Below are 11,627 nucleotides of genomic sequence, written 5' to 3'. Positions count from 1 at the left end.
CCCGCCATGCCTGATCCCCAACCCGCCCTGCCGTTCCCTTCTTCACCCGGCACACGGCGCCTCTCCCGGGCCCTGGCTGTGCTGTGGGTGGCGCTGTGTGTGCTGGCGGCCGGTCCTGCCCTGGCGGCGCCGGCCCGTGCCGCGCAGATCGCCGCACCGGTCGATGCCGCACAGGCCGATGCTGCGCAGGTAGCCGCACCCGCCGACGCCGCGCAGGTGCACGTGCAGGTGCCGCCTTACAGCGCGCGCGTGCTCGACACCACCGGCACGCTGAACACCGCACAGATCGCRGCCTTGAACGAACAGATCCTGGCGATCGAAGCAGACACACGGGCCGCAGTGGTCGTGTTTATGCTGCCGACCACGGGTGAAGACTCCATTGAGGAATACGCCACGCGCGTGTTCGAGAAATGGAAACTCGGCGACACCCAGCGCGATGACGGCATCCTGATTCTGGTGGCGCTGGAGGACAGGCGCATGCGCATCGAAGTGGGCCAAGGCCTCGAGGGCACCGTGCCAGACGTGCTGGCGGGCCGCATCATCGACCAGGACATGAAGCCGCGCTTTAAGCGCAACGACTACGGCGGCGGACTGGAAGCGGCCATCAGCCACATCGGGGCGCTGCTGCGAGGCGACATTGAGCCCCCAGACGCGAGTCCCGGTGGCGTCACGCATTTTGGCTGGGCGTTTTTTGCGTCACTGCTGTGGGGTTTCGCCGTGGGTGTGGCCCGCGCGCTCTACCGCTGGAAGTGGCAGCTGACGGTCGGCGTGCTCGCCGCGATGCCCCTGGTGGCGGCGCTTGCCCTGAAGAGTCCCGGCATCGCGGCCATCCTGCTCACTTTCCCGGTGCCGCTGGCGTTCGCGCTGGGTTTCGGCTGCGGCCGCTCCCGCACGGTGCGCAGGATTACCGGTGGTTTTGCGCTGGTGGTGTGCCTGATGGTCGGCACTGCCTTTGTGGTGGGCGCCAAGACCTTCGGGCTGGGCCTGCTCTATGCCGCGGGGGGCGCCATCGGCTGCCTGCTGCTGGGCCTGGTCGGCGCGGGTGCTTACATGGCCTGGAAGCGCAGCTTGCTGGAGTTTGGCGTGCGCTGCGCCGTGGTGGCCGGCATTGTGGGCTATGTGGCCTTCCAGAATCAGCCGGACTTGCTCTTTCTTGACTGGGAATCCTGGCTGCCCACCGGGGTTGCGGCCGGGCTGGCCCTGCTGTTTGGTTTCTTCCCTGGCAGCGTCAGCACCAGCAGCGGGGGCGGCAGCTCATCGAGCAGCAGTTCCAGCTCCAGCTCGAGTTCCAGCAGCCGCAGTTCGTCGGGCGGCTCCAGCAGCGGCGGCGGCGCCTCCGGCAGCTGGTAAAACTGGTGAGCTGGTAAGAGAACGGCCCTGGCCGGGGCCGGCGCCCCGTATTGAAATAATTTGAGGCCCGCCAAAATTTATTCAATCGGCTGGCGGCCCAAACCCTTAGCATTGGGCAACTGAGGAGACTATCGCCGTGCCCGTGATCACCAATATTGAGGACCTGCGCGTCCTGGCCAAAAAGCGGGTGCCCCGCATGTTTTACGACTACGCCGATTCCGGCTCGTGGACCGAAAGCACCTACCGCGCCAACGAAAGCGACTTCCAGAAGATCAAGCTGCGCCAGCGCGTCGCCGTCAACATGGAAAACCGCAGCACGGCGACCACCATGATCGGCCAGCCGGTTGCCATGCCGGTCGCCATCGCGCCCACGGGCCTGACGGGCATGCAGCACGCCGACGGCGAAATCCTGGGCGCCCGCGCCGCCAAAAAATTCGGCATCCCCTTCACGCTGTCGACCATGAGCATCTGCTCCATCGAAGACGTCGCGGCAGGCACGGACCGCCATCCCTTCTGGTTCCAGCTTTACGTGATGAAGGACCGCGCCTTTATCGAAAGCCTGATAGACCGCGCCAAGGCGGCCAACTGCTCGGCGCTGGTGCTCACGCTGGATTTGCAGATCCTCGGCCAGCGCCACAAGGATTTGAAGAACGGCCTGAGCGCCCCACCCAAGCCCACGCTCTCCACCATCCTCAACCTCATGACCAAACCTCGCTGGGGCCTGGGCATGCTGGGCACGAAACGCCACGGCTTCGGCAACATCGTGGGCCACGTCAAGGGCGTGGAAAACATGGGTTCGCTTTCGGAGTGGACGGCCAAGCAGTTCGACCCCGCGCTCAACTGGGGCGACGTGGAATGGATCAAGAAACGCTGGGGCGGCAAGCTGATCCTCAAGGGCATCCAGGACGTCGAGGACGCGAAGCTCGCCGTCAATTCAGGCGCCGACGCGCTGATCGTCTCCAACCACGGCGGCCGCCAGCTCGACGGCGCCATGTCCTCCATCTCCTGCCTGCCCGAGATCGTCGCCGCCGTCGGCAACCAGATCGAGGTGCACATGGATGGCGGCATACGCTCCGGCCAGGACGCGCTCAAGGCCGTCGCCCTGGGCGCCAAGGGCACCTACATAGGCCGCGCCTTCCTCTACGGCCTGGGCGCCATGGGTGAAGAAGGCGTGACCAAGGCGCTGCAGATCATCCACAAAGAGCTGGACCTGACCATGGCTTTTTGCGGGCGCACGGACATCAAGGCGGTAGACACCAGCATCTTTGTGCCGGGTACTTACTGAGGCGTGGCTGGCCTCGGCGGACTGCCGCTTCACCCCGGCTGCAACTGCCCCCGCCGCCAGGCCCCCGGCGGCTGCCCCGTCGCGCGTTTGAAGGCGCGTGAAAACGCCGCCTCCGAGTCATAGCCGACTTCCAGCGCGATCGCCGCCGCGCTCAGGCGGCCTTCGCGCAGCAGGCGGGCGCCGCACTGCATGCGCCAGCTGGTCAGGTACTGCATGGGTGCCATGCCCGTCAGCGTGACGAAGCGTTCGTGCAGGGCCGAGCGGGACAGCCCCACACGGCTGCCCAGTTCCTCCAGCGTCCAGGGCTGGGCCGGGTCGCCGTGCATCAGCGTGATGGCGCGGCCGACCTGGCGGTCGCGCAGCGCGCCCAGCCAGCCCCGGGCTTGCTCCGGCAGCGAATCCAGGTAGCGCCGCGCGCCGTCGACAAACACCATCTCGCTGACCCGCTGCAGCAGCGCCGCGCCGCCCGGGCGTCGGTTGACGGATTCGGATACCGCCTGTTCCAGCATGGGCGCCACCCAGGCGCCTACGCCCTCGGCGGGCAGGTGAAGCAGCCTTGGCAAGGCGTTGATGAGCGGGTTGAAAGGCTTGAGGTCGCAGGCGATGAAACCGCACRGGATGACGGTGCTGGCGTCCTCCAGCGGCAGGCCCAGGCCGGCCTCGAACATGCCGCCGCGGTAGGTGATGGGGATGGGCTTGGGGTCGTCGCGCATCCTGAACAGCCAGTCGTCCTGCTCGGCCGGCGCCAGGCCGGGCGCGCTGGACACCACATGCGCGTCGCCATGCGGCAGCATCACGATGTCGCCCTCGCGCATGCGCAGCGGCGGCTCGCCGTCGACCGCCACCCAGCCCTCGCCCTTGAGGAACAGGTGGTACTCGRTGACATGCTCGGCGCCCGGCATCAGCACCGGCGCCATTTCACTCGAATGCGGCGCCTGCGCCGACCACTGGTCGCGGCAGCTGACGTGAAAGAAGACGGAGCCGCGTAGCCGCACGCTGCGCAGCACGTCGGAGAGGGGGTCGAGCGCGCTCATGGCGCTGGTATCGCCGCAATGGCGGATTCAATGGCGGACTTTCGGTCAAGCCGTGGCGACGTCGGGTCAAGCGCCAAACGGGGCCGGCCTCGACCATGGACACACCGGCAAGCCCTATGCCGGCATCCATCCCCTCCAAAGGTATCCAACATGACATCCATCACCGCCACCCCCGAAAAACCGGCCGCCGCACCGGACTATGCCGCGATCAAGCAGCGCCAGCAAGCCACCTGGGCCAGCGGCGACTACACCATCGTAGGCACCACGCTGCAAATCGTGGGAGAGACGCTCGCCGAAGCGGTCGACGTGCGCGCCGGCGAACGAGTGCTGGACGTCGCGGCAGGCAATGGTAACGCCACGCTGGCCGCGGCGCGGCGTTTTGCCGAGGTGACCTCGACCGACTATGTCCAGGCCCTGCTGGACAAGGGCCGAGCCCGCGCCGCCGCCGAAGGCCTGGCCGTGCGCTTCGAGGTCGCCGACGCGGAAGCCCTGCCCTACGAGGCCGGCAGCTTCGACGTCGCGCTGTCGACCTTCGGCGTGATGTTCGCGCCCGACCATGCCAGCGCCGCGCGCGAGATGCTGCGCGTGGTGCGCCCGGGCGGCCGCATCGGCATGGCCAACTGGACGCCCGACGGCTTCATCGGCCGACTGTTCAAGATCATCGGCACCCATGTGGCACCGCCCGCGGGTGTTCGCTCGCCGGCGCTCTGGGGCACCGAGGCGCACCTGGTCTCGCTGTTCGGCCCGCGTGCCAGCAACATCCAGGTCGAGCGCAAGATGTTCTCGTTCCGCTACCGCTCGGCCGCGCATTTTGTGCAGGTGTTCCGCGACTTCTACGGCCCAACCCACAAGGCCTTCGGCGCACTGGATGCGGGCAAACAGGCGGCGCTGGAGCGCGACATCCTGGCATTGCTCAATGAACTCGACGTCGGCAAGGGCCGTGGCCTGGTTGTGCCCAGCGAGTACGCCGAAACCGTGATCACCGTGGCCTGATGAGCCTAGAGGAAACAACATCTCGGCCGAGGCCAACAAGCAATTGGTGCAAGCGATCTTTGCCGAGCTCGAAACCGGCAAGGGTGCGCTCTTCGCAGCCACCCTTGCCGACGACGTCGTCATGCGCGTCACGGGACAGTACAGTTGGTCCCGCAGCTTCACGGGCAAGGAGGCCGTGATGCGCGACCTATGGCTATGTCCGCAGCTTGGTCAAACAAGGCTCGCGGACCATTCCGCTGCACATCTTCGCGGACGGAGACCATGTCATCGTGGAGGCGCGCGGCGCCATGACGACCATGGCGGGGGAAACCTGCGACAACGAGTACTGCCTCATCTACCGGTTTTCAGGCGGCAGGATTGTCGAGATGCGGGAGTATTGCGATTCGGTGCTTTGCGAGGCGCGGCTTGGGCTGTATCAGGCGGGTAAGGGGGCAATCTCATACTCCATCGCATACGAATGCTTTCCGTCGGCAATCTGGATGCTCAGCGTGCCGCTCAGGCCTGTGAGTTCATCGGTCCCTGAATCGGGCACCACGCTGACGCTTAAATGCGGCGCGCCGCGGTTCATGGTGCCGCTGTGCTGAAGCACAAAGCTGCCGCTTTTGCCGTGCAGCGTGCCGGTCACGCGCTCCATCGCGACATAACCGGCCGAGCCTTTGACGGCGGTGCCGGCGCTCAGCATCTCGCCTTTGCTGGTGGCCTGCAGGTCGCCGCTGAAAGTCTTGTTGATGGACAGCCGCCCCATCAGCGGGCCGGCATCGGCATTCGCCAGCGATTGCGGCACAAGATTGACTTCAAAACTTCCGGTGGCATGGGAGGGCATGGCGTTGACTTTCGATAAGAGGGATTGGCAAGCCGGCCATGATGCCAGAGCGCGACGGCCTCCGGCGGCCGTTTACGCGTGCTTACCGCTGCCCGAACGGCCTGGCCGGCACCGTCTGCAGATACGCATACAGCGCCTGCGCGTCGACGTCGTTGAGCGCGCGCAGCGATTCAAAAGGCATCACGGTGATGGGCGTGCCGTCGGGGCGCTTGCCACTGCGCAGCATGGCGACAAAGACGCCCGCGTCCTTGTAGCGCGGCATGGCGCTGCCGTCGCCGGGTGTCAGGTTGGCGGCGGGCGCCCAGTCGGGCGGACCACCGGGAATCTTGCCGCCGGCCAAGGTCGCGCCGTGGCAGCCTATGCACATATTGGCAACATAGGCACCATGCGCGGCGGTCACGCCTTCGGCAATCGGTTTGGCGGGTGGCAGGGTGTGGTCGATTTTTTGCGCGGCGTCCTTGATGGCATCAAAGGCGTAAAGCACCCTGACCGGCAGGGGCAGGTCCAGCACGGCGGCGGCGCCGAGTTTCGGAGGCAGAGCCTTGACGTAGGCGACCAGCGCGCCCAGGTCCTCGTCGGTCAGGCGGTTGTAGTCTTCGCTGGGCATCACGAAAACCGGGCGGGCGTCGGGCTTGACGCCGTGGCGCAGGGTGCGCACCCAGTCCTCGGGCGTGTAGCGCGCCACCACATTGCCCTCGCCGGGCGTGATGTTGGGGCCGGCCAGGCGCATGCCCTTGCCGTCGTTCATGAATTCCCGGCCCGCGCCGCCGGCGCCGTGGCAGTCGGCGCAGCCGCGCGAGTTGTACAGGTAGGCGCCGCGCTCCAACGCCTGGGCGGTGGCGGGGATGGCCACCGGCTGCACGCTGACCTTGACCTGCCGCTGGCTTTTGCTTTCGGCCATCTGGCTTCCGACCACGGCCGTGCCGCCAAGCAGCAGCACGATGACACCCACCACACCGGCGGTCCATTTGATCCATCGCTTCATCGCGTCTTTTCCTCGTCTTGTGGTGGGGTGCAGGCTGGGTCGCTTCACGGGCAGGCTTGCGCTATTTTTGGGCAAAGGCGGGATTCTAGAAGTCCTCTAAGTAATTAGCAGGGGAAATATTTGCCTGGGAGCGCGCCGAAAGCCCCATGGGCATAATGGAAAACCCTTACCCAACTAAGCATTCCAGTGCACGGATCGTTCGCCCAGGCCGGTGTTTTCAGCGCGAGGCGGAGCCTTCAAGGCCGGAGGCCTGAACAGCCGGGGGCCTGAAAACCCCAGAGCCCACATCGGCACGGCTGCGCGCCCGCAGCCTCACAAGCCGACCGGCGTTGCCGGTGCACCTTTGCAAAACACAAGGCAGACTTCATGACCACTCCCCATCCCTACAGCGCTGAAGAGCGCCGCAAGCGCATCTTTGCCATCGTCGGCGCCTCGTCCGGCAACCTGGTCGAATGGTTCGACTTTTATGTCTACGCGTTTTGCGCGATTTATTTCGCACCGGCTTTCTTCCCCTCGAGCGACCCGACCACGCAGCTGCTGAACACGGCCGGCGTGTTCGYCGCGGGCTTTTTGATGCGGCCGATCGGCGGCTGGCTGTTCGGCCGTATCGCCGACAAACGCGGGCGAAAGACCTCGATGGTGATCTCGGTGACCATGATGTGCGCCGGCTCGCTGGCCATCGCCTGCATGCCGACCTATGCCAGCATAGGCGCGCTGGCGCCGGCGCTGCTGCTGCTGGCGCGGCTGTTCCAGGGCCTGTCGGTGGGCGGTGAATACGGCACCACGGCCACCTATATGAGCGAGGTTGCGCTCAAAGGCCAGCGCGGTTTTTTCTCGTCCTTCCAGTACGTGACGCTGATCGGCGGCCAGCTGCTGGCCGTGCTGGTGGTGGTGGTTTTGCAGTTCCTGCTGAGCGAGGACGAGCTGCGCGCCTGGGGCTGGCGCATTCCCTTCGTGATAGGCGCCATGGCCGCGGTGATCGCGCTCTACCTGCGCCGCTCGCTGGAGGAAACCTCCAGCGCCCAGTCCCGCGCCAGCAAGGAGGCCGGCAGCCTGGCGGGCCTGTTCAAAAATCACAAGGCGGCCTTCTTCACGGTGCTGGGCTACACGGCCGGCGGCTCGCTGATTTTCTACACCTTCACCACCTATATGCAGAAGTACCTGGTCAACTCGGCCGACATGTCGGTGAAAACCGCCAGCGCGGTGATGACGGGCGCGCTGTTTGTCTACATGCTGATGCAGCCGCTGTTCGGCATGCTGTCGGACCGCATTGGCCGGCGCGCCTCCATGTTGTGGTTCGGCGCGCTGGGTGCGCTGTGCACCGTTCCCATCCTGACGGCGCTGCAGAGCGTGAACAGTCCCTTCATCGCCTTTTTGCTGATCATCCTGGCGCTGGCCATCGTGAGTTTTTACACCTCCATCAGCGGCCTGGTCAAGGCCGAGATGTTTCCCCCCGAGGTGCGCGCGCTGGGCGTGGGCCTGGCCTACGCGGTGGCCAACGCCCTCTTCGGCGGCTCGGCCGAGTATGTGGCGCTGGGCCTCAAATCGCTGGGCCATGAAACGGTGTTTTACTGGTACGTGACCGGCATGATGGTGCTGGCCTTCCTTGTGGCCTTCCGCCTGCCGCGCGAGGCGCGCTACCTGCACCACGACCACTGAGCGACTTGTCACCCTGCGCGGTGAAGCTCTTTTGGCCGATCCCGGAGCCTGGGATCAATGTGGGCCAAATAGGGCCAAATCGTGTCGGAACGGCCGCGCCCAGGTTGTTGCGAATTGCTATGCTTGCCGGGTGAGCGCCCCGTCCCCTTCCCCCGCATCCAAGATCCGCCGCATTGCCCACCTCGACATGGACGCGTTTTTCGCGTCCGTCGAGTTGTTGCGCTACCCGCAGCTCAAGGGCCTGCCGGTGGTCATAGGCGGCGGCTGGCGCAAGGTCGACGAGGAATTGCGGGCCGCGCAGGGCGAGCGCGCGCTGCGCTTCATCCCGGTCGAAAGTTTCCCACTGCTCAAAGACTATGTCGGCCGCGGCGTGATCACCACGGCCACCTATGCGGCGCGGCAGTTCGGCGTGGGCTCGGCCATGGGCATGATGAAGGCGGCCAAGCTGTGCCCGCAGGCCATCGTGCTGCCGGTGGATTTCTCGGAAATCCGCAAGTACTCGCAGCTCTTCAAGAGCACCATCACCGACATCGCGCCACTGATGCAGGACCGCGGCGTGGACGAGGTCTACATCGACTTCACCGACGTGCCGGGCGGCCAGCGCGAGGGCGGGCGCGTGCTGGCGCGACTGATCCAGAAAGCGATCTTTGAAAAGACCGGCCTGACCTGCTCGGTCGGCGTGGCGCCCAACAAGCTGCTGGCCAAGATGGCCAGCGAGTTCAACMAGCCCAACGGGATTTCCATCGTTTACGAATCCGACCTGCAGGAAAAGATCTGGCCGCTGCATGTACGCAAGATCAACGGCATAGGCCCCAAGGCCGGTGAAAAACTCGCAAAGCTGCATGTGCACACGATCGGCGAACTGGCCGCGCAGGATCCGGGCTGGCTGGTGGACAACTTCGGCAAGGCCACCGGCGCCTGGATGCACGAGGCCGCCTGGGGCCGCGACGACAGGCCGGTGGTGACCGAGAGCGAACCGGTCAGCATGAGCCGCGAAACCACCTTCGACCGCGACCTGCACGCGGTGCGCAACAAGGCCGAACTGGGCGCCATCTTCACCGACCTGTGCGTGCGGCTGGGCGAAGACCTGCGGCGCAAAGGCTATGTGGCCAAGACCATAGGCATCAAGCTGCGCTACGACGACTTCAAGATCGCCACGCGCGACCAGACCGCTGACAGCTACACCGACGACGGCGCCACCATTCGCCGCCTGGCGGGCCAGTGCCTCAAGCGCGTCCCGCTCGAGAAAAAGCTGCGCCTGCTGGGCGTGCGCGCGGCCACCCTGGCGCGCGCCGACGAGGTGCCGCTGCCCGACGAGAAAAAGCCTGCGAACGCCTCTGAAGGTGCCGAAGCGAACACCACCGACCAGCTGTTCTAAGCCGCTTCCGGCCCGCCGCGCAAAGCGGCTGGGTCCTACAGCCCGGGCCTCGCGGCGCTTCGCACAATGCAGGCCTATGCCCCGCGGCCCAACACCCTCTCCTTCCGCCAGCCCACCCGCTGCGAAAGCCGCTGCGGCGCCCGAACTCAAAGGCTCGGGCCTGGTGTATGTCAGCGATGACATGCCCGGCCTCACCCGCGTCAAACGCGGCAGCGGTTTCCGCTACCGCGACGCCGCCGGCCGATGGATCCAGGACCCGGAAGAAATCCGCCGCATCCACAAGCTGGCGATCCCACCGGCCTACACGCGGGTCTGGATCTGCCCCCGGCCCAACGGCCACCTGCAGGCCACCGGCTATGACGCGCGCGGCCGCAAGCAGTACCGCTACCACGCCGACTGGCAGGCCTTGCGCGGCGACAGCAAGTTCGAAAGGCTGCTGGCCTTCGGCAAGGCCTTGCCGCGCATACGCGCCCGGGTGGCGCGCGACCTGGCGCCGCGCCGCAATGCGCCCGTGAGCCGAAGCCTGGTGCTGGCGACGCTGGTGCGCCTGCTGGACACCACCTTTGTGCGCGTGGGCAACGACGAGTACGCGCGCGACAACGGCTCCTACGGCCTGACCACGCTGCGCAACCCGCATGCCGGCGTGCGCGGCAAGACCCTGCTGCTGCGCTTTCGCGGAAAAAGCGGCGTGATGCAGGACCTCAAGGTGGACGACCCCAAGGTGGCGGCCGTGGTGCGGCGTTGCCAGCAACTGCCGGGGCAGCTGCTGTTCCAGTATGAAGATGAGGACGGCAAGCTTCGCGCGGTGGGCTCAGGCGATGTCAACGACTACCTGGCCGAGATCGCGCAAGGCCGCGGGAAAACGGACGGCGAGCGTTTCACCGCGAAGGACTTCCGCACCTGGCATGGCACGGTGCAGGCGCTGGAACTTACGCGCCTGGCCTGCGGCGCAAACGGCACGAATAGTGATGCGGCGGCCAAAGGCGGTTTCAACGCAAAAGTGGTTCTGCAGGAAGTGGCGCGGCTTCTGGGTAACACGCCGGCGGTCTGCAAAAAATCGTATATCCACCCGGCCGTGCTGGAGCTGGGCGGCCAACTGGCGCAAGACGCACAGGCCATGGCGGAACTGTGGCCCAAGCTTGAATCCGGTAAAAAAATTCGCCGCCTCTACGCCGCCGAGCACCGGCTGCTGGCTTTGCTCGAGAGCCGGCAGAAAAACCAGGCAAAGAAGAAACGCGGCGCGCGAAACGGCAGTCCCGCCCCTTGAAGAAGACGCGGCTATTAAGCTAGCGCGCCACTACAACGATCTCATCCTGGTGGTTGGCGATGTGGAAGGCATGGGCCCGCGAAAAATCAGCCTTGTCGAGCGCGCCGTAGGCAAAGTGCGGCTTGAGCGGTCCCTGGTGGCGTGTGAAACGTTCGATGGCGGCGCGCAGCCGCGTGGAGGCGGGCCTCCAGTCGCCTTCGCGATGCAGGGCCGCCGCGCCGGGAATCGGCTCGCTGAGGCTGTGGCTCATCTGCCCGCGCCACTTGAAAAAAGCAAAGGCCGCCGCGCCGGCCGTGTTCTGGAAGAAAGCGCTTTTGGGCTGCGGGAAACCGTCCAGGCTCATCTCCACGCTTTGCGCCATGTGCTCCAGCACCGAAACCATGGGCCACTGACCCGTGGTTTTGACGCTGGCTGCTTTGTCCAGCGTGTCCAGCCAGCGCAGGGCGTCGTCCAGCGAAGCTACTTTGGGGAGGTCGGCCATTGCGAAGTCTCCGGTCAAGGTCATCGTGGTGGCGGCTAGGAAGTGGCGGCGGTTCATTACCGGAATCCTAGCAGTCGACGGGGCGACTGCTTGTTCCCCAGGCGACAAACCTTTTTTGAGTCCTGCCGGAGCTCCGGTGGCGTGCCCTTTGCTGAGGGTTGCTGGCCGGGGTCGCCCGGCGGCGAGGCACTTTTCTTTGCTTCGCCAAAGAAGAGTACCCAAAAGAAAGGCGACCCGCAGTCTGGGTCCCTACGCTTCGCTACGGGCAACCTGCGGTGCTCGACTACGGCGGGGTCTCGCGCAAACTCGCTTCGCTCAGACAAGCGCGATCCCTGATCCGCCTACGTCTGCGCTCCTCGGCCCAGCCAGGAC

At 65.9% G+C, this 11,627-nt stretch carries 10 protein-coding genes and 1 pseudogene; 7 read left to right on the top strand and 4 right to left on the bottom strand.

Annotation, left to right across the window (positions count from 1 at the left end):
* The first annotated feature begins 6 nt into the window (after positions 1-6).
* Together AC1D0P_RS07245 and AC1D0P_RS07240 are read left to right on the top strand one after the other, a co-directional pair.
* The gene (locus tag AC1D0P_RS07245) at positions 7-1,350 is read left to right on the top strand and encodes a TPM domain-containing protein (protein WP_477676102.1); all 1,344 of its coding nucleotides are present in this window, start codon (positions 7-9) and stop codon (positions 1,348-1,350) included.
* Between the two features lie 136 nt (positions 1,351-1,486).
* Entirely contained in the window at positions 1,487-2,635 is a 1,149-nt protein-coding gene (locus AC1D0P_RS07240; RefSeq protein WP_436153521.1) for an alpha-hydroxy acid oxidase, read from the top strand.
* Between the two features lie 29 nt (positions 2,636-2,664).
* On the opposite strand, the gene AC1D0P_RS07235 is transcribed toward AC1D0P_RS07240, so the two are convergent.
* On the bottom strand, positions 2,665-3,669 hold the full coding sequence (locus tag AC1D0P_RS07235; protein WP_477676101.1) for an AraC family transcriptional regulator: 1,005 nt from the start codon (positions 3,667-3,669) through the stop codon (positions 2,665-2,667).
* Between the two features lie 150 nt (positions 3,670-3,819).
* Here AC1D0P_RS07235 and AC1D0P_RS07230 point away from each other — a divergent pair, with 150 nt between their 5' ends.
* Positions 3,820-4,662: a class I SAM-dependent methyltransferase gene (locus AC1D0P_RS07230; RefSeq protein ID WP_477676100.1), complete on the top strand. Its 843-nt coding sequence runs from the start codon at positions 3,820-3,822 to the stop codon at positions 4,660-4,662.
* Between the two features lie 206 nt (positions 4,663-4,868).
* A pseudogene (locus AC1D0P_RS07225) lies at positions 4,869-5,018 on the top strand (hypothetical protein); the annotation flags it as partial.
* Positions 5,019-5,077: 59 nt separating this feature from the next.
* On the opposite strand, the gene AC1D0P_RS07220 reads toward AC1D0P_RS07225, so the two are convergent.
* On the bottom strand, positions 5,078-5,485 hold the full coding sequence (locus AC1D0P_RS07220; RefSeq protein ID WP_477676099.1) for a DUF3224 domain-containing protein: 408 nt from the start codon (positions 5,483-5,485) through the stop codon (positions 5,078-5,080).
* 82 nt (positions 5,486-5,567) lie between these two features.
* Complete coding sequence (locus tag AC1D0P_RS07215) at positions 5,568-6,470, bottom strand: c-type cytochrome (protein WP_477676118.1); 903 nt, start codon at positions 6,468-6,470, stop codon at positions 5,568-5,570.
* A gap of 366 nt (positions 6,471-6,836) precedes the next feature.
* Between AC1D0P_RS07215 and AC1D0P_RS07210 the strand changes: the two genes are divergently transcribed.
* From AC1D0P_RS07210 to AC1D0P_RS07200, 3 genes are all read left to right on the top strand, one after another.
* Positions 6,837-8,129 carry an MFS family transporter gene (locus tag AC1D0P_RS07210; protein ID WP_477676098.1) on the top strand — a complete coding sequence of 431 codons (1,293 nt, stop codon included), beginning with the start codon at positions 6,837-6,839 and terminating at the stop codon, positions 8,127-8,129.
* A gap of 187 nt (positions 8,130-8,316) precedes the next feature.
* Positions 8,317-9,507 (top strand): Y-family DNA polymerase, encoded by a 1,191-nt coding sequence (locus AC1D0P_RS07205; protein ID WP_477676117.1) that lies wholly within the window; start codon positions 8,317-8,319, stop codon positions 9,505-9,507.
* Positions 9,508-9,583: 76 nt separating this feature from the next.
* Positions 9,584-10,774, top strand: a complete 1,191-nt coding sequence (locus AC1D0P_RS07200; RefSeq protein ID WP_477676097.1) for a DNA topoisomerase IB — start codon at positions 9,584-9,586, stop codon at positions 10,772-10,774.
* Between the two features lie 19 nt (positions 10,775-10,793).
* Here AC1D0P_RS07200 and AC1D0P_RS07195 read toward each other — a convergent pair whose 3' ends face one another.
* Positions 10,794-11,312 carry a DUF1569 domain-containing protein gene (locus tag AC1D0P_RS07195; RefSeq protein ID WP_477676096.1) on the bottom strand — a complete coding sequence of 173 codons (519 nt, stop codon included), beginning with the start codon at positions 11,310-11,312 and terminating at the stop codon, positions 10,794-10,796.
* Positions 11,313-11,627 lie beyond the last annotated feature (315 nt).

The sequence above is a fragment of the Polaromonas sp. P1_G2 genome, assembly GCF_056405515.1.
This window is presented reverse-complemented; position numbering and strand designations above follow the sequence as displayed.

Bases quoted from the DNA above. Each gene is read 5' to 3' on its own strand.
- AC1D0P_RS07195 (WP_477676096.1), bottom strand. From the start codon at position 11,312: ATGAACCGCCGCCACTTCCTAGCCGCCACCACGATGACCTTGACCGGA.
- AC1D0P_RS07220 (WP_477676099.1), bottom strand. From the start codon at position 5,485: ATGCCCTCCCATGCCACCGGAAGTTTTGAAGTCAATCTTGTGCCGCAA.
- AC1D0P_RS07230 (WP_477676100.1), top strand. From the start codon at position 3,820: ATGACATCCATCACCGCCACCCCCGAAAAACCGGCCGCCGCACCGGAC.
- AC1D0P_RS07200 (WP_477676097.1), top strand. From the start codon at position 9,584: ATGCCCCGCGGCCCAACACCCTCTCCTTCCGCCAGCCCACCCGCTGCG.
- AC1D0P_RS07215 (WP_477676118.1), bottom strand. From the start codon at position 6,470: ATGAAGCGATGGATCAAATGGACCGCCGGTGTGGTGGGTGTCATCGTG.